This window comes from Ruegeria sp. CL6 (assembly GCF_056536465.1).
In genome coordinates this window covers 337,472-361,920 of sequence record NZ_JBQFPR010000005.1, presented here as the reverse complement: position 1 = coordinate 361,920, position 24,449 = coordinate 337,472, and the positions used below count along the sequence as shown (strand labels likewise).

General features: G+C 55.9%; 22 protein-coding genes and 1 pseudogene. 12 read left to right on the top strand and 11 right to left on the bottom strand.

The genetic code is table 11. The annotated features are described in order from the left end of the window. Both ACR0LH_RS16220 and ACR0LH_RS16215 read right to left on the bottom strand, forming a co-directional pair. Window positions 1-123, bottom strand: a pseudogene (locus ACR0LH_RS16220) ((2Fe-2S)-binding protein); the annotation flags it as partial. A 24-nt stretch (window positions 124-147) separates the two neighbouring features. Then, complete coding sequence (locus ACR0LH_RS16215) at window positions 148-726, bottom strand: SRPBCC family protein (protein WP_170418821.1); 579 nt, start codon at window positions 724-726, stop codon at window positions 148-150. A 213-nt stretch (window positions 727-939) separates the two neighbouring features. On the opposite strand from ACR0LH_RS16215, the gene ACR0LH_RS16210 reads away from it, so the two are divergent. The 8 genes from ACR0LH_RS16210 (at window position 940) to ACR0LH_RS16175 (ending at window position 10,888) form a co-directional block, all read left to right on the top strand. Beyond that, window positions 940-1,623: a response regulator transcription factor gene (locus tag ACR0LH_RS16210; RefSeq protein WP_170418824.1), complete on the top strand. Its 684-nt coding sequence runs from the start codon at window positions 940-942 to the stop codon at window positions 1,621-1,623. A gap of 42 nt (window positions 1,624-1,665) precedes the next feature. Further along, window positions 1,666-2,844: an FIST N-terminal domain-containing protein gene (locus tag ACR0LH_RS16205; protein ID WP_170418827.1), complete on the top strand. Its 1,179-nt coding sequence runs from the start codon at window positions 1,666-1,668 to the stop codon at window positions 2,842-2,844. Continuing rightward, window positions 2,837-5,056, top strand: a complete 2,220-nt coding sequence (locus ACR0LH_RS16200; RefSeq protein WP_170486185.1) for a PAS-domain containing protein — start codon at window positions 2,837-2,839, stop codon at window positions 5,054-5,056. Before ACR0LH_RS16205 ends, ACR0LH_RS16200 begins: the two co-directional genes overlap by 8 nt. A gap of 249 nt (window positions 5,057-5,305) precedes the next feature. Then, window positions 5,306-6,511, top strand: coding sequence for a YcaO-like family protein (locus ACR0LH_RS16195; RefSeq protein WP_170418834.1), 1,206 nt, complete (start codon window positions 5,306-5,308; stop codon window positions 6,509-6,511). Further along, window positions 6,508-7,821 carry a TfuA-like protein gene (locus tag ACR0LH_RS16190; protein ID WP_170418837.1) on the top strand — a complete coding sequence of 438 codons (1,314 nt, stop codon included), beginning with the start codon at window positions 6,508-6,510 and terminating at the stop codon, window positions 7,819-7,821. Before ACR0LH_RS16195 ends, ACR0LH_RS16190 begins: the two co-directional genes overlap by 4 nt. Window positions 7,822-7,853: 32 nt before the next feature. Next, a complete protein-coding gene (locus ACR0LH_RS16185) occupies window positions 7,854-9,149 on the top strand; it encodes a gluzincin family metallopeptidase (protein WP_480693270.1) in 1,296 nt (431 codons plus the stop codon). 151 nt (window positions 9,150-9,300) lie between these two features. Further along, a complete protein-coding gene (locus ACR0LH_RS16180; protein WP_170418843.1) occupies window positions 9,301-10,161 on the top strand; it encodes a pentapeptide repeat-containing protein in 861 nt (286 codons plus the stop codon). A 163-nt stretch (window positions 10,162-10,324) separates the two neighbouring features. Continuing rightward, window positions 10,325-10,888: a Rossmann-fold NAD(P)-binding domain-containing protein gene (locus tag ACR0LH_RS16175; protein WP_170418846.1), complete on the top strand. Its 564-nt coding sequence runs from the start codon at window positions 10,325-10,327 to the stop codon at window positions 10,886-10,888. A 146-nt stretch (window positions 10,889-11,034) separates the two neighbouring features. Here the strand turns inward: ACR0LH_RS16175 and ACR0LH_RS16170 are convergent, their stop codons facing one another. The 9 genes from ACR0LH_RS16170 to ACR0LH_RS16130 all read right to left on the bottom strand — a co-directional run bounded on the left by ACR0LH_RS16170 (window position 11,035) and on the right by ACR0LH_RS16130 (window position 21,334). Next, on the bottom strand, window positions 11,035-12,327 hold the full coding sequence (locus ACR0LH_RS16170) for a type II toxin-antitoxin system HipA family toxin (protein WP_170560300.1): 1,293 nt from the start codon (window positions 12,325-12,327) through the stop codon (window positions 11,035-11,037). After that, window positions 12,327-12,572: a helix-turn-helix domain-containing protein gene (locus ACR0LH_RS16165; protein WP_170486189.1), complete on the bottom strand. Its 246-nt coding sequence runs from the start codon at window positions 12,570-12,572 to the stop codon at window positions 12,327-12,329. The genes ACR0LH_RS16170 and ACR0LH_RS16165 overlap by 1 nt, the downstream gene beginning before the upstream one ends. A 221-nt stretch (window positions 12,573-12,793) precedes the next feature. Beyond that, the gene (locus tag ACR0LH_RS16160; RefSeq protein ID WP_480721667.1) at window positions 12,794-13,312 is read right to left on the bottom strand and encodes a hypothetical protein; all 519 of its coding nucleotides are present in this window, start codon (window positions 13,310-13,312) and stop codon (window positions 12,794-12,796) included. A 194-nt stretch (window positions 13,313-13,506) separates the two neighbouring features. Continuing rightward, a complete protein-coding gene (locus tag ACR0LH_RS16155) occupies window positions 13,507-15,249 on the bottom strand; it encodes an adenylate/guanylate cyclase domain-containing protein (protein ID WP_170417053.1) in 1,743 nt (580 codons plus the stop codon). 120 nt (window positions 15,250-15,369) lie between these two features. Continuing rightward, complete coding sequence (locus ACR0LH_RS16150; protein WP_170417055.1) at window positions 15,370-15,972, bottom strand: GNAT family N-acetyltransferase; 603 nt, start codon at window positions 15,970-15,972, stop codon at window positions 15,370-15,372. Window positions 15,973-16,215: 243 nt separating this feature from the next. After that, window positions 16,216-17,160: an ABC transporter substrate-binding protein gene (locus tag ACR0LH_RS16145; protein WP_170389410.1), complete on the bottom strand. Its 945-nt coding sequence runs from the start codon at window positions 17,158-17,160 to the stop codon at window positions 16,216-16,218. A 47-nt stretch (window positions 17,161-17,207) separates the two neighbouring features. After that, window positions 17,208-18,215 carry an ABC transporter permease gene (locus tag ACR0LH_RS16140; RefSeq protein WP_170389408.1) on the bottom strand — a complete coding sequence of 336 codons (1,008 nt, stop codon included), beginning with the start codon at window positions 18,213-18,215 and terminating at the stop codon, window positions 17,208-17,210. Then, on the bottom strand, window positions 18,212-19,738 hold the full coding sequence (locus ACR0LH_RS16135; RefSeq protein ID WP_480721666.1) for a sugar ABC transporter ATP-binding protein: 1,527 nt from the start codon (window positions 19,736-19,738) through the stop codon (window positions 18,212-18,214). The genes ACR0LH_RS16140 and ACR0LH_RS16135 overlap by 4 nt, the downstream gene beginning before the upstream one ends. A 42-nt stretch (window positions 19,739-19,780) precedes the next feature. Further along, complete coding sequence (locus tag ACR0LH_RS16130) at window positions 19,781-21,334, bottom strand: altronate dehydratase family protein (RefSeq protein WP_170417059.1); 1,554 nt, start codon at window positions 21,332-21,334, stop codon at window positions 19,781-19,783. Window positions 21,335-21,417: 83 nt separating this feature from the next. Between ACR0LH_RS16130 and ACR0LH_RS16125 the strand changes: the two genes are divergently transcribed. From ACR0LH_RS16125 to ACR0LH_RS16110, 4 genes are read left to right on the top strand one after another with little or no spacing between them, the layout of a single operon-like run. Then, a complete protein-coding gene (locus ACR0LH_RS16125; protein WP_480681596.1) occupies window positions 21,418-22,155 on the top strand; it encodes a GntR family transcriptional regulator in 738 nt (245 codons plus the stop codon). Further along, window positions 22,152-23,204, top strand: coding sequence for an aldo/keto reductase (locus ACR0LH_RS16120; RefSeq protein ID WP_170417061.1), 1,053 nt, complete (start codon window positions 22,152-22,154; stop codon window positions 23,202-23,204). The genes ACR0LH_RS16125 and ACR0LH_RS16120 overlap by 4 nt, the downstream gene beginning before the upstream one ends. Beyond that, window positions 23,194-23,622 (top strand): RbsD/FucU domain-containing protein, encoded by a 429-nt coding sequence (locus tag ACR0LH_RS16115; protein WP_170417063.1) that lies wholly within the window; start codon window positions 23,194-23,196, stop codon window positions 23,620-23,622. The genes ACR0LH_RS16120 and ACR0LH_RS16115 overlap by 11 nt, the downstream gene beginning before the upstream one ends. Next, entirely contained in the window at window positions 23,619-24,449 is an 831-nt protein-coding gene (locus ACR0LH_RS16110; protein WP_170417064.1) for an amidohydrolase family protein, read from the top strand. The genes ACR0LH_RS16115 and ACR0LH_RS16110 overlap by 4 nt, the downstream gene beginning before the upstream one ends.

The following is a 24,449-nucleotide window of genomic DNA, read 5'->3' as shown; positions in this document are numbered from 1 at the left end:
GTCACACCCAACATGCGTCCCCGTCATCCCCAAATGATCACGCAAAAAACCAGACAATAACGTCCGACCCTCAACCTCACCGCTCACAGCAACGCCGTTCACAGTCATCGAAATCTTCATCAGATTTTCCTCCCTGAAATATTCTGCTCAACCGCCGAACAGGCGCTTGAACCATCCTTTTTTCTCTTCTGGTTGCGTATCGGCCTGAGCGGGCTCTGGCGTTGGCTCAGGCGCAACTGGCGCGGCCGACGGTTCTGGCGCGGCATCGGCAGATTTGGTCTGAGGCTCTTCCTCAACCGCATTCTGGAAATTCTCAAAGAACTGGTCCGCCATTTTCTTGGCCACACCATCAATGACCCGACCGCCAAGCTGTGCCAATTTCCCACCCACACGCGCATCGACATTGTAGGTCAACAACGTGCCTTCCGGGACGTCGGACAGGGTCACATCCGCAGCGCCTTTGGCGAACCCTGCGGCCCCCCCTTTGCCTTCTCCGGACAGCTTTACACTTTCCTGATCGACCATGTCAGACAGGGTTACTTCGCCCTTGAAGGTTGCTTTCACCGGCCCGACTTTCTGGACTACAGTGGCGGCAAAGCCGTCCTCTGCGGTGCCCGACATCTCTTTGCAGCCGGGGACGCATTCTTTCAGAACCTCGGCTGATAACAAGGCATCCCAGACCTTGGAACGTGGGGCCGCGATGACGCGGCTGTCATGAAGTTCCATGTCACTCCCTCCCGTATTTTTCGTTAAGCTACGCGGTGTTCCATCCGGTGCCTATAAGACCTTGGGTGTAGTCAGCGAAGTTTCGGTTGCAATTGGGTCGGCATCGCCTTTCTCAGGATGCACGCATTTTACGACCTTCCGCCAGTAGGCGCGGTTCCATTCACTTGCTAGGTTTTGTTAGATTGGGGCAACTTGTTGCAAAGGCCATTTCCAATGTTTGCAAACGCCGTAGGGCAAAATGACTTTGAAAACGTGCTGATCATCGACGATCATCCATTGTTTTGCGATGCACTCTCGATGACATTGCAGAGCGTTGCACATATCGGTGAAGTGCATACGGCTGACAGGCTTGAGCGTGCGCTGGAGCTTGTCAAAAGTGGCTTGAAGCCGGACGCGGTATTGCTTGATCTCAACTTGCCGGATGTTGACGGATTGGATGGGCTGGTGCGTCTCAGGGCGGTTGTCAATGCGCCTGTTATCGTCGTGTCGTCCATGACAGATAACAGGGTTGTCAGTCAGGTCATCCACGCCGGTGCGTCTGGTTATGTCCCGAAACATAGCCAAAGGGACGTGTTCCGCACCGCGTTCGAGACCGTACATTCCGGCAAAACCTTCCTGCCTGAAGGTGCCGTGTTGATTGACCCAGACGACGAGGATGAACAAAGCGATGCCGTTGGCCGTCTGGCAACATTGACCAACCAGCAATCGCGTATCCTGCAACTGATATGCGAGGGAAAATTGAACAAGCAGATCGCTTTTGACCTGTCCATCGCAGAAACAACGGTCAAGGCGCATGTCACTGCTATCATGCGGAAATTGGGCGTTCAAAGCAGAACCCAGGCAGTTCTGATTGCGAAAAAAGCGTCCTTTGCCAGCGTCTTGCAAGAGCAGGGCTAACCGTAATACCCTCAAGCCTCATCGCGTTGGGGAGGAGGCCCGATGGAGCAAGCAGTCGGGCGGCCTGAGACCCAGGCCCGTGCGTCCAGCATCGTTAAAACGGCATTTGTGCAATACGACGCGGACAACGCGATCGGGCAGCTTTCTTCGTTGCTGGGCGATGACGAACTGGCGCTTGTCATTCTCTTTGTCACTGCCAGTGCTGAGGCAACGTCTGTTATCGAAGAAGCAGCAGCGGTATTTGCCCCGACCCCAGTGGTAGGCTGCACCACGGCTGGAGAGTTGGCGGGGCAGGGCTATACCGAAGATCAGATCGTTGCCATTGGGTTGCCCGCCTCTCATTTTGCGGCGCGAACGGTTTTAGTGCCGGACCTCGACGCTTTTTCGGCGCCAGACATCATTCATGAAATGATCCGCAATCGAAATGAGATGACGGAAGCTGAACTTGATTGGCATCACGAGTTCACCTTTTTGCTGATAGATGGGCTGTCTACCAAAGAAGATGCCCTGACATCCGAGCTTGCGATCGGGCTTGGGCCGGTGCCTCTGTTTGGAGGGTCGGCCGGGGATGGAACACGGTTTGGAAATACCTTTGTCCTGTTTGAAGGGCAGGCGCATGAAAACGCGGCTGTTTTGACCCAGATACGCACACGTTGCCCGATCAAGGTGTTCAAAACGGATCACCTTGTTCCAACGACGCAGCGTATGGTCGTTACCGAAGCAGATCCCGCAAAACGCATCGTGCGTGAGATCAACGCAGAACCCGCAGCGCGTGAATATGCAAGAATACTGGGCAAAGACCCCGAGCAACTGAATACCTTTACCTTTGCCGCCCATCCGGTCGTTGTTCAGATTGGAGGCCAGCATCATGTCCGGGCAATCCAGAGGGTGGCCGGAAATGGCGATCTGGTGTTTTTTTCGGCGATAGACGAAGGGCTTGTTCTAACAATGGCCGAGCCAATGGACATGGCTGCGCATCTGGAACAGGAAATCGACGTTTTGAAACAGCAGGAACAGCCCGACGCCATACTTGGGTGCGACTGTATCCTGCGCAGGCTGGAAGCGCAGGAAAAGCAAATGACGGGTGCGCTGTCCAAAATTCTTTCGGACAACAGGGTTGTCGGATTTTCCACCTACGGAGAACAGTTCAATTCGATCCATGTGAACCAGACTTTGACCGGCGTCGCCATTTATCCGCCTGATGAGCCGTCACATGATTGAGACTCTGATCAACCCAGACGACCCGCTGGATCGTCAAAACGAAAAGCTGCTCAAGATAGCTGCGGCGCTGATGCGGCGAGTGGAGGAGTCCACTGACGCCAGCGGTGCCGCCTATGCGCAGTTTCAGCGCGCCGCGACTTTGGAACAAGAGGTTCGGGCCCGCACCTTGGACCTGGAACGCGCCCTTGAGCTGTTGAACGACTCTAACGCGAGGCTGGCTCAGGCCAATAAGGAAACGGAAGCCGCGCGCGCTGACCTCGCCAACGCGATTGAAACTGTCCAGGAAGGGTTTGCGCTGTTCAACCTTGATGAGGAACTGGTGCTGTGCAACAGCCGATTTGGTATGCACATGCCCGATATTCAGGGCCAGTTGTCGCCGGGCTTGCGGTTTACCCAATATGTCGAACTGGTAAGCCAGTCGAAATACCTGTCTCTGCCCGAAGCTGTATCTCCGCAAGATTGGGCGCATCGCCGAATGTCGCGTCATGCAGATGATCACGTCGTATTTAATGTGCGCCTTAACGGAAACCGCTGGACCCAGGTATCCGAACACCGGACGCCGGATGGTGGCACCGTCATTCTTCAGACCGACGTTACCGACATCATGCGGATCGAACGGAAAGAGCGGGATCGCATTCTGGATGACAAGGCCCGCCTGATCCGCGCAACGCTTGAGCATATTGATCAGGGTGTCTGCATTTTTGACTGCAAGCTCCGCCTGATCGGGTGGAACAATCGCGCGAGCGAGTTGCTGGCTATTCCCAACGCTCAATTCCAGATGGGTGCGCAGTTTGAAACTCTGTTCAACCGGCTAAGCGCAACGATCAGTTTTGAAGAAGGTGTAAGCGCAGCCGACTTGATCGCTTGGGTGAACCGATCCACAGAGCGACCTCCGCTTAGATTTCAGATGCATTCCGGCCGTTTCAAGATCCTCTCCGTCTTTGCGCAGGAAATGCCGGACAGGGGGTTCGTGATATCGTTCACCGACGTGACGGCGGAACACAGATCAGCTCAAGCTCTTTACGAAGCAAAGGCGTTGCTGGAACAAAGGGTAGCCTCGCGTACCGAGGAACTGGCGGATGCGCTGAACGAGGCAGAGCGGGCGAATGCCTCGAAGTCGCGCTTTGTTGCGGCGGCAAGCCACGACTTGCTGCAACCCTTGTCTGCGGCCAAGCTGTATGTGGCCACGCTGGGTAGTGGCTTAAACGAGGTCGACGCGCAAAACGTGGCTGCCAAGGCGGAAAGTGCGCTGAGCAGCGTCGAGCACATTCTCGAGGCGTTGCTGGATATCTCAAAGCTGGATTCCGGGCGTGCCACAGTACACCTGTCCACGCTTTCTATCGGTGAAATCTTCTCGCAACTCGAAGATTCCTTTCGGCCGGTGGCACAGGCAAAAGGGCTGGAGTTGCGCTTTGTTCACACGGATGCTCTGGTCAGGAGTGATGCAAGCTATTTGCGGAGGGTTCTCCAGAATCTTCTGTCGAACGCAATACGCTATACGGACGAAGGCAAGGTTCTGATCGGTGTAAGGCGTCGCAAGACGTCTGTTGTGATCGAAGTCTGGGACACAGGTATAGGCATCGCGGCGGATCAGCGTGACATCGTCTTTCAGGAGTTTCAGCGACTACATTCCGACGCAAGCGCAGCCGAGGGGATGGGTCTGGGTCTTGCCATCGTGGAACGTGCTTGCGGGTTGCTGAAGCATCCAATCCGGTTGAATTCTGAACTGGGCAAGGGCACCGTATTTTCGGTGGAAGTGCCGCTCGCCAAATCATTGACCGTCGCATCCGGCGAAGTGTTTGAACCAACAGAGACGGACCCCAAGACACTTGCCAGTACAATCGCACTTCTGATCGAAAATGACGAGAACCTGCGAGGCGCATTGACCATGACCATGGAGTCATGGGGCGTTCAGGTTTTGGAATGTGCAAGCGAGCAGCAGGCAACAAGCCTTTTGCGTGAGATTGGCATTTTGCCCGACATTGTCGTCGCTGACTATCAGTTGGATAATGACAAAAAGGGCACTGATGCCGTCCAAGCGTTGGTTGGCGAATTCGGGCATCTGCCGGCGTGCATCATCTCTGCCAACAGAAGTGCCTATCTGTCCCAAATCTGCGGGGAAGGGGGATATTCTCTGCTGCACAAGCCAATTGACGCCCACAAGCTGAAAGCTATTCTTGAAGCGTCTCTGACAGAGATTTCCTCTGGGTGACACTTTAGCTTTGCTGCCGCATCTAAAACCCACACTATCAGTCTATTGCTAAATGGACTGAGGTGTATCCCCTTGCTTCGCAGCAAGTAGAGGCAATGGCGTTAACCGAGGTTCTATCATCGTGTTGCGCCGATAAACCATCTCGATGCAGGGTTTGGTTGACCCGCGTAATTTGATCTATCATCCTGATCTGAAATTGATTTCCACATTGCGGCCAATCGCAAAGTTGTTTTGGTTAGGGTTTCTGGCATGCAACAAGCCTCGCAAAAACGATACTTGCTTGATACGCATCGGTCACGTGATCCCGATCAGACTTTACGGATCGTCAGACCGTACCTAAAAGAGATGGGTATTACCCGGATCGCCAACCTGACGGGATTGGATAGGATCGGCTTGCCCACGGTGATGGTTGCGCGCCCAAATTCTCGTTCGGTTGCGGTGTCGCTTGGAAAAGGATTGTCGTTGCAGGCTGCGCAAGCCTCGGGCGTTATGGAGGCAATCGAGTCTTGGCACGCCGAACGTGTTCAGTTGCCTCAGCGCGTTGCCCGTCATGCGGATCTGATCGTCGATAGTCACGTCGTGGACATCAACGCCCTTCCACGAGTGACCGGGGGCCGGTTCGACCCGAACCGAAGCATGCCATGGGTTCAAGGGCGTGACCTGAAAGGTGATCACGATTGTTGGGTGCCGTTGGAAATGGTCGACACGGATTACACTTCTGGGCCAAGCGCAGGTCAGGGTGCGTTTCCGCGCACGACAAATGGGTTGGCTTCTGGAAACAATGTTGTCGAAGCTACCTGTCACGCGATTTGTGAATTGGTTGAGCGCGACGCGACAACGCTGTGGCATCACAAGCCCGCAGGCTTTCGTCTGGATCATGAGACGGTTGACGATGCACGATGCCAAAAAGCGGTTCAGATGATCACCGAGGCAGGGTTGGAATTGGGGGTCTGGGATACGACATCTGACATAGGAATAGCCAGTTTTCGGTGTGTGGTCTGTGAACCTGACGGCCAGAATGGTCACATCGGAATTGGGGATGGCTGTCATCCTGACCGATCGATCGCACTGCTTCGTGCGCTGACCGAAGCGGCGCAAACCAGGTTGACCTATGTCTCGGGCGCGCGCGACGATTTGGATCCGTCAGAGTTCACCGATCAGGCGCAGACGGAGCGTTGTCGATATGTACGTGATTTGATTGATGGGGCTGCCCCAAAACAGAACTTTTTTGATTGCCCGACGTCTGAGACGGGGTCCTTTGATGAAGACCTCGAACTGATATTGCGTAAACTGGAGTCTGTAGGACTGTCTCAGGTTGTAAGAGTTGATCTTTCCCGGCCCGAGTTTGACATCGCGGTTGTCCGGGCGATTGTTCCGGGGCTGGAGGCGCCGCATGACGATCCGGATTATGTGCTCGGACCTCGGGCCCGGTCGGTCTTGGAAGGTCAGGCATGAGCATAGCGGTTTTCGTTGGCCCTACTCTGCCCCGCAATGAAGTAGTGGACTACTTGGATGCAACCGTCTTGCCACCGGTCCGGCAAGGCGACGTGTACCGGATCACCAGGGATCGTCCTCGGGCCATCGGGATCATCGATGGATATTTCGAGGGGGTGCCCTCGGTCTGGCACAAGGAAATACTTTGGGCTTTAGAGCATGGCATCCCTGTATTCGGCAGCGCCAGCATGGGTGCGCTCAGGGCGGCGGAGCTTGCCGATTTCGGAATGATCGGGGTTGGGCAGATTTTCCAGGACTACCTTTCGGGCGTTCTGCAGGACGATGATGAGGTTGCCGTTGTTCATAGTCCGGCAGAGCTTGGGTTTCAGCCATTGAGTGTTCCAATGGTGTCTGTTCGGACCACGGTTTCCAGCGCTGTCGCTGCTGAAATTGTCACCAGCGAAACAGCCTCGGCTATTCTGAGCACGGCCAAGTCCATGCACTATCGGCACCGAAATTGGTCGGATATCGGGAAAGCCCTCGGGACATGTTCTGGCATGGAGGAATTCAACGCGTGGCTGCCGGACGGTCAGGTAGATGCAAAAGCAAACGACGCACGCGCCATGCTGCAGCAGATGTCTGACTATCTGAGCGATCCCCCTGCACGCCAGCCGTCTGCGGCTCGAACCGAGCGGACCTTGGTCTGGAAGACGTTGCGCCAGCGTGTGGATTCCGAAGCTCGGGAAGGTCAGGCGGTAATCGACGAATTACGGTTGAACCCCGAGCTTTACACGACCCTGCGCACCAAAGCGGTGCTGAGCCTGCTTGCGCAAGAAGAAGCTGATCGTATTGAGCGTAAGCCGGACCGTGAAACGCTTGTGAAACTCATGTCGGATCATCGAAACAGTGCCGGGCTCACCCGCAAAGCCGACATGTTGAAGTGGCTGGAGGCCAATGACCTGAGCGTCGAACGCTATGAGGCGATTTTGACGAGTGCCGCGCATATGGATGCCGCCACCGAAGCCAGGATCGAAAAGCTGGATGCCCCCCTGCTTGCAGAGCTGCGTCGCATGGGGCGCTATGCCGAACTACGCGATCGTGCTGCAAAGAAAGCCAGCCTTCCTGAACGCGCTCAGCGCGAGGCCGGAGCGGATCGCTTGCAGATGCTCCTTTGGTTTTTTGAAACAAGGCTTGACCGGGATATGCCGGATGATCTTGAATCCTTTGCATCTTCGCTGGGTCTGGCTGGGCGAGATGCACTTTATGATTTGATCGAAGCAGAGTTTGTTTATTGCCATAGTGATGTCGGCTCGACAGCACCGGACGGATGAAAATCCACCGACCTGACGCAGGAGGGCGCTTGATGGATTTACCTGAGACCAGTGAAGCCGAGGAGCCTGGAACTCGGTTTCTGTTGTTTCCCCAGTCGCCTTTCCTGGAATCGGACCCGCAATTGGAATTGGTTGAAATTTCCGCCCCACAGGGCAGCATCGGTCCGGGTCCCTCGGGGCCGCGGATGTATACGGTCAACCCGGTTGGCAAAACGACCCCATACGGTGCAATCGTACCCGGACCAGACGGACCAGGCATGTACCTGCCGCCGTGGAACGGGTACGTTCAGCCGCCCGCCATGCCGGATGAGGTTGGAAACTTCATCCATATCGATCCCACTGACCCGGCGTTTGAGGCGGCTCATCTATTCGGATCGGCCTATTTCACTATGGACGTCTGGCAGGGGTATTTCGACCGTCAGATCCCGTGGCACTTTGCGCGGGATTTTGATCGGTTGGAGCTGTCTTTGTTGCCCAGCCTCGACAACGCGCATATCGGCTGGGGGTTCTTGGAAACCGGGGGCACGCATGATCACGGCGATGAATACCGGCCATACAGCTTGAACTTTGACGTGGTCGCCCACGAAATCGGTCATGCCATCATATACAGCGTAATCGGCATGCCCACCGACGGGGACGCGACCGGAGAGTATTACGGTTTTCACGAATCCGCAGCCGATTTGGTCGCGCTGCTTGCGTCGCTGCATTTCGGGTCCGTCGTTGAAGCCTTGCTAGAGAATACGCGGGGTAATCTCTATACGTTCAATCGGCTGAACCGTTTCGCGGAACTGTCGGAGAACGCGCAGATTCGAACGGCGGCCAATGACCGCACCTTGTCCGAGTTCGCCGCCGGCTGGTCCAGTGAACACGCCCTGTCCGAGCCGTTGACAGGCGCCATGTTCGACATCTTCGTGGACATCTACCACGAACGCTTGTTGGTGCATGGTCTGATTTCGCCGGAAGAAGAAGACTTGTCGGACCAACTGGAGGACTCTCCTGACTATAGCGCCGTGATGCAGGGGATTTTTGACACGCGCTATGCCGAAAACCCCGAAGGCTTCCGCATCGCGCTGCTTGAGGCGCGCGATTATCTGGGCACCTATCTTGCAGACTCGTGGGAACGTTTGGATGCCGATATGCTAAGCTATTTCGGAGTTGAAAAGGCTTTGCTGGCCGTGGATCAGGAAATAACTGGCGGGGCGTTTCAAAGGATCATCCAAGGCAACTTCCGCATGCGCGATATCGGCGTGACAAGCGCCGGGCCTCGGCTGCCTGATCAGGACGAAGACAGCCACGCCAATTCTGTCCGAACACAGGTTCCAGGTTGATGGGCAAAAATCCTTTATTTTGAAGCGGTTTTATGGCATGCAGTCGTGGGATGATTTTTGTGGAATATTTTGGCTCGGTCGTGATCGGGTCGCTTAAATTTGGGAGACGAGGTCTGGGACTCCGTTTATCCCGAAATTGGGAGAGAATGATATGACCGAGTCATTGCTGAGTTTTTCTGAAGTGCTTTTATTTGGTAGAGTAATGGGCGACCTCAGTGTCGATACAGGTTTCGTCAACGTTCGGCTTGCGACGACAGCCAACATAGACATTTCAGACCCACAGCAAACTGTCGATGGAGTTGAGGTCGAAGAAGGTGACCTAATTCTGGTTAAGGAGAATCCAAAGAACCAAAACGGAATCTATGTTGCGGACGCCGCTAAGAACTTGAGCTATGCCGTTTACGTGCCTGAAAATGGTCAGGTGGCAGTGGATTTCGGAAACACGTTCACCGACACAGAATGGCGGCAGACTGACGCCGACCGAACGGATCAGACGTTCGACGAAATTGATGACAAGGCCCAGAAAAAGAAGAAAAAGGGCGGCCGCGCCAAAGGGCGCAACCAACTTTTGCGGTCCCAGTACTCACCTGACGCAAAGCTGGCTCGAATTTACGGCTTTGCCTATGAAGGAACCTACTACGAGTTGCCAGAACCGGTGATCTTCCTGGTGCACGGTCCTGGTGAAACGGCTGCAGCCGACAGCGGAGCCATGGCGCGTTCGCCAAAAAGCCCATCAGAATCAGGGGTGGCCTCTGCCGACTATCAAGTGGCGGATGACATTATGTATTGGCCCTACGACAAGGCCGACTACACCGTTCGTATGGATGTGATGTCCGGTCAGTTTGAACAGGTTCTGCTGGATATCTACTTTGGCTTCGATAGCCCGGCGATCAGCGGAGCTAAGGTTTCCGGCGCGAAAGTCAGCGGTGCCAAGGTCAGCGGTGCCAAAGTTAGTGGCGCCAAGGTAAGCGGTGCCAAAGTCAGCGGCGCGAAAGTGCGCGGTGGAGATTGAAGAACTCAAAGCCACGACACGCAAAAGGGGGCTGATTCAGGCTGAGCGCAGACTAGGGCGTTTAGCAATTCCTTGAGTTTCTAGGACACAGCCTCTTTATCGCGCGACGCCTGAACAGGAAAAAGCGCAACAGATCAGTCATCTACCCCAACAGGGTCACCGGATGCGGCTGGCGCGGCGGGCCGCCAGCGACTGGTTGGGCCAAAGCCTAGGGATGCGGTCTGATGCTGATCCGGCGGCAAAGGAAGGCGCGATCAACGCCAATAACTGTGAAGAAATGAACTACAGTTTGATCGTCGAGGCCGCCAACGGACCTATTACCGCCGATGCCGAAGCGTGTTTGGACAGGCGTGGCGTCGTGGTGTTGCCCGACCTGTATGTGAACGCAGGCGGCGTTGTTGTCAGCTATTTTGAATGGGTTAAGAACATTACCCACTTGCCCTTTGGCCTGATGGACCGGCGCCAGAACATCAGCTCGGGCGCTGCATTGGTCGCAACGCTGGAAGATATTGCGGGCCGTCCCCTGCAAGACACCCAACGCGTTCAGATCACGCGCGATGTCCGTGAGATTGACGTGGTTCGATCCGGCCTGGAAGAAATCATGTCCCGCGCCTTTGACGACATCATGGCCCGCAAACGTTCGCTGAAGGACGCGAACCTACGGACTTCGGCCTACGTGGTAACAATCGCCCGCATCGCCGAGTACTACAAAGCGATCGGGTTGTAAGACCCTCCAAGTGAAACCGGACCGGGCCGCCTAACGACCTGCAGGTTAGGCGGCCCGGTCTGGTTTCGTGTGTGTGAGTGTGAGTGTGGACTCACGTTGAAGCGCATAATGAGAATTATGTTAAAAGAGAAAACATGATCTGCTGATCATACCGCATGAAAGGCAGCCGCCCGACGTCGCACGCCAGCAGCAATGGCTTCCGCCAATGGCATTGGGAACCTATCCGGCAAGTCTGCTAGCGTCCTCTCCAAGGCGGGCTCAATCTCAGAGGCGATGCCCGCCAAGACCTCATCCGCCAACACCACACCAAAACCTGCCGCTTTCGCAGCCTGCAGGAAATGACGCGGCACCACTTCGTTGATCCGGTAGTGTCCGTCGATCGCCATCGCAAGACGCATCCGATTTTGGCGAATTTGACCGTCATCTACGGCTTTCTGGGCGCTCAGCACATCATAGAGCGGGGTCATGCGGAATCCGCCTGGACGCAATGCAATGCTGAAATTCTTGGCGTGCCCGTCTGTCGCTCCCAAGAGCCAAAACAGCACCTGTGTGCGGAAGAACGCGCTCTGATCTGCCTCGGGGTCATCACTAGCCGCTAGCAACCCAACGCCTTCTGAGATCCCTGGCCCACCGTCCATTTGGTATTTCTGGCTCGGCGGGACAGTGAGCGCTTGGCAAAAGTCTTCCTGCGGGAGGCGGATCAATCGACCATCCTTGGCCCAACGCCGATCAAACCGTGTCACAACAAGGCTCCGCACATCCTCGAAGTCGGCAATCTCGATCTCCGCCACCTCCATTCCCATAGCGCGACAAAAGCTCATGCAGAAATACTCGTTCTCGACGCTGTCGGATAGATCGATCCCTGCGGGCAGAACACCAAGCTGGGTTTTGAGGATATGGGTTGTAGGAGTGAGCCCGGACGGGCGGATCCACGCGCCATCGTAGCGCAGCAGCGCCGTTTTCTCCTGCGCCCCTGCTATGGAAATGCGGAAGTCGTCGTCTGCGTCCAAGCCAAGGGGGGCGCTCGCAAGGTTGCGCAGCATGTCAGCAATTTGCGCCGCAGATACGGGCTCTCCCTCGAGCGCACCAACCTCGGGCATCTTGCCCGAAACGAATTGTAACGCCCCCACGCAGTCACGCCCGATCTTCTCCAACATGTGCCACGCGTCGGTGCCGCCTGCATGTACCCGAGCGGCAACGCGCTCACGTATTGCCTGATTGTCCGGAAGCAGATTTTCCAGATAGGCAATGACAGGGCCGCCTCGATGCGCTTCTTCACGCAAAGGCAGTGACAACGAGATGGGCATGGCGTGCGCCCACGACAGCCAGTCCTGATCGTAGGCAAAGCTGATCGCTCCCGATCCAGCAAGACGCAAAATCCCCACCAACCGTCCGTTCAGGAATACCTGCATCAGGCCGCTACGCCCTTGTTTGGCCATCAGAAGATATCCTCGATCTCAAGCGAGCCACCGCGCTCCACCAAACGAAACTCAAGCCCAAGCGCAGCCATGACGGCGAGCACCGTGGCGAGCTTGGTTCCCGCATCGCCATTCTCGAGCGACGAAATCGTCGCGACACGCAAATTCGTGCGTGCGCTGATATCGCTTTGGGTCCAGCCGCGCGTCTTGCGCGTCCGGCGAAGTGCCTGGCCGATCTGCTCAGCCGTTCGTGCCGTGAGATCCATGACGTGGCTCCTTTTACGGCGCAGCGTAAACCATAGTAATTTACGTTTCAACGTAAAAATTTCTCTTTTACGCTACAGCGCAATACACTGGATGCGCTCAAGCATATTGCCCAGCCGCGCGGGCCTGTTTCGGCCCTCATTGCAGGATATCGTCGATGCTTGAATGGCTTGTCTATTCCATTCGACAACCGCTCAACAAGCTGTGCACGGTGCGACTGTGACTATTTTGACTTTTGATCATGCGATCTCTCAAGCGCGTCCGGGTCAAAGTAGTCGTAGTCACCTTTCTTCAGCTTCACGACATCGTCCGGTGACTCCAATGCTTCAATTGCTTCGGGTTTTGGCCTTCGAAGCTCCGCAGCGGGCCGGTGCAACAACCGGGAGGAAATTGCCGCCATCAGCTCAATTCCAGCTTCTGATGGCTTCGGAAGCGTCAGACGTCGATCTTCAGGATTCTGGGCCAGGTCAATCAGTCCAAGGCCCTTTCTTTTTGGGGTGCCATCCGAGAGGAAGGAAATGTGCCTCGGGACATTGGAAATGCCAATCGACGAGGAAATCTCCCGCAAGGGTTGACCTTCGAAGCCAATCTCGAACTGCTTCAGGGTCACATACAGCAGCACGCAAAAAGATCCCAAAGACAATCCCTGCGAGCGTGTAGTAATCTCGTGAAGCGCTGGCAGAATTGATTGCTTCAGATGCTCAGCCAACAGTTCTGCTCGCTCGTCAGCATCCAACGTCACAGCGCGGTCCCTTTCCGCGGATAGCACATAACGACATGCGATGGCTTTACCGGTCCGTGAGGGCACCACAAAGCTCGAACGACGCCCCTCCTCCCTCTGTCGCACAAGCAAGTTAAGGCCTGGATCGCTGTGACGTGCACAGACCCTGAGTCGACCCCAATAGGCTCGCGCAGGATCGTTCCCTTTTTTGTGATTTAGAACCCGGCTTTTTTCAAACCTTCGACAAAATGTTGGGTGTCGTCTTCCAACCTGTCCGGCAGAACTTTGGCCCAACGCGACAATGAGAAATTTGGATGCGCTTCACGGTGTTTGTCCGCGATGAGGCGGGCCATCTCCATATTCCCCAACTGCGCGTGGCTTGCAGCCAGCATGCGCTGGCCCTCGGTCGGGTTGTTCATCTTGTTGACGGTCTCGATCACGTCTTCATAGCGCCGAAGATTGTAGTAGGCGCCGCCCAAGTGCCACAAGTATTGGTCCGGGAAATAGGGGTTCAAGCGCATCGCCTGCCGTAGATGAGTGATCGCTGTCTCGTTGTCCCCCGAGTGGGCCAGCGCATCCGCGAAGTCAGAATGCATATCAGCGTCATTGGGATTCAGCGCCAAAGCCCGCTGATAAGACTGTATGGCTGCGTCATGCTCCTTTCGGTACAGGTGCACATAGCCAAGCTCGCCGAACCCGCGGGCGTCCGTCGGATCAAGCTCAATCGCGCGCTGCGCGTAGGACAACGCCTGTTCAAACGCTTTCGAGGGGTCTTTGGTCCACGAATACCGCCAGTCAATGTTCAGGGTCCGCGACAGCGCAGCCGCGGCACGCGCGTATCCGCCGTCTCGTTCAAGGGCGGATTGATAGAAGTCATGGGCCTTGCGATTGTCGTTGCGTGTGTACTTGAAAATGTGGTGCTGACCCTGAAGAACCGAGCCATAGGCCGCAAGATCAGAAGGCACGGCCTGCACCATGCGCTGCTTTTCGTGTGACTCGATCATGACAGCGGTGGCGGCAACGATACATTCGGTGACTTCGTCGAGAATATCAAAGATGTCGTCGATCTTGCGATCAAAGCGCTCGCCCCAAATGGTGCGTTCTGTGCTGGCATCCACAAGCTCGGCTGTAATCCGAATACGGCTGGCCGATCTTCGCACACTGCCGCGGGCGATGTAGCGGACATTCAAACGCTGCGCTGCTTCCTTTGGAGGCATGGACTGCGTTTTAAAGAAAAAAGACGAGTTCCGGGCAATGATAAACAGATTTCGGAACTTCGAGAGGTTCATGATGATGTCGTCAGTCAGCCCTTCGGCGATCCAACTGTCGGATTCATCGCCGCTGTTGCTGCTGAAGGGTAAGACGGCGACCGATGGGGTATCTGGTCGTTCAAGCAAATCCCCCGGAACGTCCGGGCGCATCGTGCCTGCCATGGTCGCGCCCGAAACTTCGCTGCGAACACAATACGCAGAAACAGGGTTCAAGATGTTTTTCAGGTGCTTCGGGCCGAGAAACTCGTACCCGTATCGCAGTCGATTACAGACCTGATCATAGACCGCCGAGCTGACATAGACACGTTCAGGTTCAGCGATTTCCTGAAGCCGCGCCGCGATGTTCACATTATCGCCATGTATCCCACGTTCGTCGATTAGGATTTCACCAAGATGAATGCCTGCGCGAAATTTGATTCGCTGATTCTCGGAACGCGTGTGATTGTGCTGGCTTGCGATCTGGTGCAATTCCACCCCGAATTCCACGGCGCTGGTGGCTGTTTCAAACAGCGCCAGTATGCCGTCGCCCCGCACTTCGACCACTCGCCCACTGTATTTGGCGCACGAGGCTTCAAGCTGAGAAATCAATGATTTCAAAGCGTTATAAGTATCCAGCTCGTTCTCGCTCATCAACCGGGAATACCCGACAACATCGGCGAACAAGACGGCGCCGAGCTTTTGAGTCATTTGAACGTTCAAGTTGTTGGTGTTCACTGGAATTTCTCTTTTCGAGACCTCTGATCACGCACGGTGTTCAACATATACTAAATTATTACTATTTCGACTGCCCTGGATCTTGGATGAGGGTTACATGTTCGTATCCTGCGGTGGCCATGACCAAGCCCCGGGTGAATTTGATCCAAACGTGACGATCGTATCGTCGCTCAATTCTCGCGCCAATCCTTCGCGATGTGACATCCAATCCTGCTTTAGAATGCCCACAACAACCATGTCGTGGAATTGCCCATCCGCGAACCACGCCTGCCGCATGGAACCTTCGACCTGGCAACCGATCTTGGCCACCAGATCCTTACTGCTCTGGTTGTCCGCGCGGTAATACGAGGTGAGGCGGTTCAAACCCAACTGCCGAAACGCGAAATCCACCACGAGTGCGGTCGCCCGGATTCCGACGCCAAGGCGGCGGGCTTCCTTGTGCATGAACATCGCGACAATCGCATCGCGATTAATCGTTGAAATCGCTTCGAGCCCTGTCATCCCCAGCGCTTTTCCGGCGCTGGATTCAACGACAAACCAGCACTTGCATCCAACACCATTCGGGGCAAAGGCGTCTTTCCAGCTTTCTTCTGTCTGAAATTGACTCAGCGGGATGCGTGAGGTTCGGTCAAAAAGGGCAAGATCTTCAACGTCCTGAAACCACGGTGCTATAGTAGCCAAATCCGCTTTTTCCATCGGGCGCAATCTGAATGAGTTATGCGTTTTTTCGGGCACCAGTAAAATTACCTTTGAACAAATTCTTAAAAACCTTGTGCTGACATTAGCATAAAAGTTCCAAAATTATGAAGTTAGAAACAAAATGACCGCCAAATTCACGCAAGAGGACGATATCTCACAGTGAAACTTAAAATTTCATCAGCGTGAAAGCAAACCGGCCCACCAATCTGGTGAGCCGGAAAGACGTAAGCGGTAGAATTATCAGTCGTACAAGACGGCTGAAATTTTTGGATCATCCATGTTGGACGCATCGTAGTAGTAGAACCCAGTGTCAATCAGTGCTGGAACTTCCTCGCCGTTCATGGCGGCGACTGCGGCTTTGACCGTCTCATACCCAATGCCGACCGGGTTCTGCGTGATGGCGCCGGCCATCAGGCCGCTTTTGACGGCGTCTTTCTGCGCCTTGCCGCTGTCATAGCCGATGATGACCAGACCTTCGGTTCCCAGTTCCTGCACACCGTTCACCACACCGATGGCCGACCCTTCATTGGTTCCGAAAATACCATTCAGGTCCGGGTTGGCTGTCAGGATTGCCTTGGTGACTTCGGTCGACTTCAGATGATCGCCCTGCCCGTACTGGACTGTTACAACCTCGATATCAGGGTATTTCTCGGCGATGCGATTCACGAATCCGTCGCGGCGATCAATACCAGTACGGCTGGTTTGGTCATGCGCGACCACGGCAACCTTGCCTTTGCCACCAAGTATCTCGGCCATCTTGTCCGCGGCCAGACCTGCGGCCGCCAAATTGTCCGTGGTCGCAGTCGACACGGGAATGTCACTATCGACACCACTGTCGAAGGCGATGATTGGGATGCCCTTTTCGTCAGCCTGCTTGAGCAACGGAATGGCTGCCTGACTGTCCAGTGCAGCGAAACCGATCGCCTTGGGATTATTGGCCAATGCTGCTGCCAGCATGTCGATCTGACGGTCGACCATGGTTTCGTTGTCAGGACCCTCAAAGGTAATTGTGACGTTGAATTCCTCTGCCGCTTGCTCGGCCCCGGACTTCACGGCCTGCCAGAACTGGTGCTGGAACCCTTTGGATACCAGCGGGATGTAGATATCTTCAGCCGAGACCATTGAGGCCGGGGCTGCAAAGGTGGCTGCGCTCAGCGCACCCAGAATGAAACGACGTGAAAACATGTTTTCTCCTCCAGTTGGTGTTTTTGTCGTTGGTTTGGTTCGGTAATTCAGCCGCTGTTCTTGCGCCGAGCCATGTCAGCGTAGACAGCCAGAATGATGATTGCGCCGGTCACGACAGTCTGCCATTCCTGCGCAACGGAAAGTACGCGCAACCCGTTGGTCAGAACTGCCATGATCAGTGCGCCGATCAGGGTGCCCAGAATCGTACCGCGTCCACCGGACAAGGACGTGCCACCGATGACCACCGCCGCGATAGCTTCCAACTCGTACCCGAGACCCAAGGCGGGCTGAGCCGAGTTCAGGCGCGAGGCAATCAGGATGCCGCCAATCCCGCAGATGCCTCCGGCCAGCGCATAGATGCGCATTTTCCAAGCGTCAGTGTTCACGCCTGACAGACGTACCGCTTCTTCGTTTGATCCCAGCGCGAACGTATATCGTCCTAAAACCGTGCGGCTCAGGATGTAAGATGCTGCAAGGGCTACCAGAAACAGGATCAGAACACCGTTCGGGATGGGCAGCGCGGGAATGACCTCTCCTATCAGAGACCCGCGCGAGATTTGGTCGAATCCGGGCGTGTCGTTGAAATAGATCGGTCTCGTGCCCGAAATGACTAGCGACAAGCCCTTCAAAATCAACATCATGCCCAGCGTCGCGATAAAGGGTGGGATCTTCATCTTGGCGACGAAAGTGCCGGAACACAGACCGCAAAATGCACCTGCTGCAATTGCGGCTGCGACGCCAATCAGCAATGGCATGCCAAGATAGGTAAGAACCACGCCCGCGATCACGGCGCAGAACGTCATGAGCGTGCCAACAGACAGGTCGATCCCACCGGTGATGATGACCAGAGTTGCTGCAACGGCCAGTACGCCGTTGACCGAAGTCGCTTGCAGAATGGCGATCATGTTCGACGTTTGCATGAAGTTCGGTGAGGCTATCGAGAACCCGATCAGCAGGGCGATCAGGCTGGCAAACGCTAGCATCTTTTGGTACGCGCCGCTTTCGGACAAACCCGCCAAGGGCTTTTTCTTGTCGATATCGGTTGCTGTGGTCATTGTATTGTCCCTGTAACCTGCATGGCCGCTTCTCGTTGGGTGGCCAGATGCATGATGTCTTCCTGAGTGGTGTCTTTTCCGCCGGGCAGTATCCCGGTCAGGCGGCCTTCACACATGACCGCGATCCGGTGGCTGAGGCGCATGATCTCGGGCAGTTCTGACGAGATCACGATGATCGTCTTGCCTTGTTCCGCCAGGTCTTCGAGCAGTTTGTAAATCTCGGATTTCGCGCCCACGTCGATGCCGCGGGTCGGCTCGTCAAAGATCAGGATGTCGCAATCGCGCAGTAGCCATTTGGCGATGACGACCTTTTGCTGATTGCCACCTGACAACAGCCGCACCTCTTGCACGTCAGACGGAGTGCGAATGCCCAACTGGGCTATGTAGCCCTTGGCCGTTGTGCTAATTTCACTGTCGTTCAGCACGCCTCCGGTGCCTGTGAACAGGTCCATCGAGGCCAGCGCGATATTGTCTCGGACGTTCATGCCGGTGGCGAGGCCAAAGTGTTTTCGGTCTTCGGACAGATATCCGATGCCTGCGCGCACAGCATCTTTGGGCGATCTGATGAAAACCTCTTTGCCGTGTACGCGAATTTCGCCGCTGTCTTTCGGGTCCGCGCCGAAGATGGCCCTTGCGACTTCGGTCCGCCCTGCCCCCATCAATCCGGCAAAGCCTAGTATCTCGCCCTTTTGAACCGAAAAACTGACATCCCGGATGTCTTTGCCTCGGTTCAAGCCCCTGATTTGCAACGAAACCTCGGCGCCACCCAGATCGGGTACGTCCAGGGGCTTTTCGTTTACCTCCCGTCCAACCATCATCGCGATAATCTGACTGATAGGTGTTTCTGAGGCACCCACGGTGCCGACATATTCACCATCGCGCATCACGGTCACGCGGTCGGCGATCTGCTTTAATTCATCCATCTTGTGGCTGATGTAGACGATGCCCACACCCTCGTCCTTCAGTCTGCGAATGATCACGAACAGCTCGGCAATCTCGGCGTCATTCAGGGCGGCCGTGGGTTCGTCCATGATCAGCACCTTGGAGCGAAAAGACAGAGCTTTTGCGATCTCGACCATTTGTTGCTTTGCAATGGTCAAGCTGCCAACCAAGGCCTTGGGGTCGAGGTTCAAGTTCATTGAGGCGAATATTTCGGCCGTCTTCTCGTTCAGCGCGGCTTCGTCCAGTCGGCCAAAGCTTTTGCGTGGCTCGCGGCCGATAAAGATGTTCTGCGCGACGGTCAGATCGTTCATGAGGCTCAGTTCCTGATGAATGATGCCTATGCCCAGATCCTGCGCTTCGCGGGGTGTGGTTGGGCTGACCGATTTGCCCTCGATCGTCAGATCACCGCCATCACGCTGGTAAATCCCTGACAGGATTTTCATCAGCGTGCTTTTCCCGGCCCCGTTCTCGCCCATCAGTGCGTGAACTTCGCCACTGTTCAAATCGAACTGCACGGACTTGAGCGCGTGCACTCCGGGAAAGTGCTTGTCGATCCCTGTCATGTGGACCAGTTTTTTCATTTCTCCTCCTATATGCCCGTCTCCTCTTGGGCAAAGCGCGGGCTACATCACCGCGCCGATTTGCCAGGGAACGAATTCGACCCCTCCAAATCCAAGTTCCTCACTTTTTGTTTTCTCACCCGAGGCAACACGGATCAGGATTTCAAACAATTCCTCACCCTTGGCCTCGATGCTGACACCGTCCGTGACGATGTCCCCGCAATTCAGGTCCATGTCGTCGGCCATGCGCGCATACATCTCGGAATTGGTTGCCAGTTTGATGCATGGCGTTGGCTGGTAGCCCGAAACCGAACCGCGCCCGGTCGTGAACACGATCAGGTTCGCCCCAGATGCCACCTGCCCCGTGACAGAACACGGGTCGAAACCGGGGCTGTCCATGAAGACAAAGCCTTTTTTGTCGACGATCTCACCGAACTTGTAGACGTCTCGCATTGGCGCGGTGCCGCCCTTGGCGACTGCTCCCAACGACTTTTCCAGGATCGTGGTCAACCCGCCGCGTTTGTTGCCGGGGCTGGGATTGTTGTCCATCTCACCGCCATTCCGCTCGGTGTATGCTTCCCACCAGCGAATGCGGTCGATCAGCTTTTCTCCTACCTCGGGGCTCTCGGCCCGTCTGGTCAGCAGGTGTTCGGCGCCATAGACCTCAGATGTTTCGGACAGAATTGTCGTGCCGCCGTGCCGAACCAAAAGGTCCGAAGCATACCCAAGCGCAGGATTCGCGGTAATTCCGGAATACCCATCGGACCCGCCGCACTGCATCCCGACGGTGATTTCACTGATCGGAGCAGGCTTGCGCGTCACCTGATTGGCCAAGGCCGCGATGCCCCGCAACTCTTCAAGTCCGCGTTCGATCGTGCGACGCGTGCCGCCTTCATTCTGGATCGTCATATATCGCAGCGCACCATCCTTGCGGATCGGGCGTCCGCCGACCAAATCGGCAACCTGCATGACCTCGCAGCCAAGCCCGATCAGCAGGATGCCCGCAAAATTAGGATGCTGCGCGTATCCGGCCAATGTGCGGAACAAGGTTGCGTAACCGTCATCCTTGCCGGACATGCCGCATCCTGTTCCGTGCACGATCGGCACGATTCCGTCCACATTCGGATAATCCCTGAGCAATTCTGACTGGGCGGCGGCCTCTGCAATAAACCGCGCCACGGATCCCGAGCAGTTTACCGTTGTCAGGATGCCGATATAGTTCCGTGTCCCAACTTTGCCGTCGGCTCGGTGAAATCCCTGAAAGGTTCGGCTTTCGGCGATTGCTGGCAATGGGGCATTTGCGCTTGCGTAAGCATAGTCCTGTTGATGTGCCCCCATGCCCAGATTGTGAACGTGCACATGCTCGCCCGGAGATATGTTCGACTTGGCCTGACCAATGATCTGCCCATAGCGAATAACATTGTCGCCCACCTTTATCGGCTCAACCGCGATTTTGTGTCCGCGCTGAACCTGGTTCGCCAACGGCGCTGACAGGCCGGATGGGTGCTCGCCGGCCTGCAATTCCCGCAACGCAATGACGACATTATCATCGGGATTTAACCTCACCGTGTCGCGAGTCGTGGCCTGAGGAGCCTTTATTTCATGGTCTATTTGCATCGTTTTCCCGTTTGCCTGAATCGAGTGCTAAACGTGAATCCAGTACTTGTCAACTAACATGTTAGTATGCTAGATGATTGAATATGAGTAGACCGCAAGACATAGACGCGCAGCTTCTGCGCGAGATTTCTTCGGCCGAAGGCTCGCTTGCGCAGCGGGTCTATGCGGCCATCAAGCAGGCAATTCTGTCTCTGGATTTTCCGCCCGGGGCCAACTTGCGAAAGGCACCCATATGCGAGCGTCTTGGGGTTTCGCGCGCCCCCGTTACCGAGGCAATCGCCCGGCTCGCTTCAGAGGGTCTGGTCGACGTGGTTCCGCAATCCGGCACGCGCGTGTCGTATTTTTCGATGTCTGAAATCCGCGAGGGAATGTTCCTCCGCGAGGCGCTTGAATTGGCAACGGTCGCCAAGGTCGCGCGCGATCTGACGGAAGAACAGCGCAAGAAGCTGAGCCGCAACATGCGCCTACAAGAGCTGTTGATCGAAGACGAGGACATCCCCGGTTTCTATCAGGCGGATGAAGAGTTCCACGCTTTGCTAATGGAATTTACGGGCTTCAACCGGCTGGCCGATGTTGCTCAGACCGTGTCGCTGCAGGTCAGCCGTGCGCGGATGCTGCTATTGCCGACGCCGGGGCGGATCGCAGAGACGCTGGAAGAACATCGCGCGATCTATACCGCTATTAAAAATCGGGATGAAGCCGCTGCACAGAACGCAATGCGTGGCCATCTTGGGCAGCTTATGCCTCGGATCGAAGTATTGCTGCAGGAACAGCCCGGTCTTTTCAACCTCACTCCCCAACCCGCACGAGAGGCAGGATGACAGCTTCAGGCACTGAACTTCTAAACAGCCGCACGGCGCGGCCCGTACCCTTGACCCGCATGGGTTTCGGCGGTGCGCCATTGGGCAACCTATACCGCAAGGTGTCGGACGAAGATGCGCAAGCCGCTCTGCAGGCAGCGTATGACGCGGGCATACGGTTCTTTGATACCGCGCCGCAATACGGTCTGGGCCGGTCCGAGCTTCGTTTTGGCGAGGCTATCGCTCGGTTCGGGCGTGAGAACATTCAGTTGTCGACCAAGATCGGACGACTTTTGCTGGACTGTGAGCCGCACGAAGTCACGCCCGAAGCCTTTGTAGACGTTCCGCAAAAGCGCATTGTGTTTGATTACACCTATGACGGCGTGATGCGGTCCTACGAGGCCAGCCGAGAACGCCTTGGTGTAGCCAACGCCGACATTCTACTGGTTCATGACGTGTGTGTCTTTAGCCAGGGAAGCCAGGAAATGTCGGACGCGAAGGTCCGTGAATTGTTCGATGGCGGAGGCTACAAGGCGTTGGTCGAATTGCGCGACGCCGGTGAAATAGCGGCGATTGGGGCTGGGGTGAATGAATGGCAGGTTTGCGAAAGACTTCTCGGGCTCGGCGATTTTGACGGTTTCCTTCTTGCGGGTCGCTACACGCTTCTTGAACAAGAGGCTTTGGACAGTTTTCTGCCATTGTGCGAAAAGCGCGATGTCGGGATCATACTGGGCGGACCGTATAACTCGGGGATTCTCGCGACCGGGTCCGTGCCTGGCGCCAAGTATAACTATGCTGATGCCCCTGACGAAATTCTGGATCATGTGCGCAAGATAGAAGCGGTTTGTGCGGCGCATGACACTCCGCTGATAGCAGCCGCCTTGCAATTTGTCCTTGGGCATCCATGTGTCAAAACGGTTGTTCCCGGTGCCGTCAACGCGGCGGAGGTTCAAGCAAATGTCGCATTGCTCGACCGGGAAATTCCTGCGGGTCTATGGTCGGACCTGCGCAGCGAAGGTCTGATCCGGCCTGATGCCCCACTGCCCGTGGAGGCCGCCGATGCTGCGTAACATCGACCCGGTTTTGTCACCCGAATTGCTGTATGCCCTGCGTGCGATGGGTCACGGAGATGAGATCGTGATCGCAGACGCCAATTTTCCGGGTTCCAGTTCTGGGCCACAGTGCATTCGGGCTGACGGTTCCAGTGCGAGCGAAATCCTGCGGGCTGTTTTGTCCGTAATGCCCTTGGACAGCTTCGTCCCCGACCCCGCACTGATCATGCAGGTTGTAGGCGACCCAGATGCCATCCCCGAGGCCGTTGCAGACTTTCAGCAGATTATCTTGGATACCGCAGACCATCCGGTTCAGGTTCAAGGGCTGGAAAGGTTTGCGTTCTACGACCGCGCCTCGACAGCCTTCGCGATCGTCCAGACCGGCGAGCGTCGGCTTTATGGCAACATCATCCTCAAGAAAGGTGTGATTGGATGAGGATCGACGCGCACCAGCACTTCTGGGCGTTGAGCCGGGGGGATTATGGCTGGCTCACACCTGATCTGGCGACGATTTACAGGGATTTCGGGCCAACCGATCTGGCCCCGCTGCTGGATGCGGCCGGGATCGAGGGCACGGTTTTGGTCCAGGCCGCTCCGACACTGGCGGAAACCGAATACATGCTGTCACTTGCTGATCAGACGCCGTTTATCAAGGGCGTCGTCGGGTGGGTCGACTTTGAGGCCGACGATGCGCCTTCGCGAATGGGGGCACTGGCCGCAAACCCTGTTCTGGTTGGGCTACGGCCGATGATTCAGGATATTGCCGACCCCGAGTGGATGATCAAAGACAGCCTGACACCGGCGTTTGAAGCGCTGCAACAGAATGATCTGACTTTCGATGCGCTGACCCTGCCCCAGCATCTTGCACCCCTGAGCCAGCTATTGGATCGCCACCCAGATTTGCGCACGGTCATCGACCACGGCTCTAAACCCTTGATACGGGACGGCGTTATCGACGGATGGGCTCAAGATATGAGCGCGCTCGCCAGAAACACCAAGGCCTATTGCAAACTGTCCGGCCTGGTCACCGAAGCGGCTGAGAGCTGGAGCATCGAAGACCTGCGCCCCTATGTGCAGCTTTTGCTGGACACGTTCGGTCCATCGCGGCTGATTTGGGGCAGCGATTGGCCGGTCTGCACGTTGGCCAGCAGTTATGAGCGCTGGCTGGAAACAACGGATGCTCTGCTAGGCGCATTGAGTGAAACCGAACGCAATGCGGTTCTGGGGGACAACGCCGCCCGAGCCTATAAACTCAGGGACTGA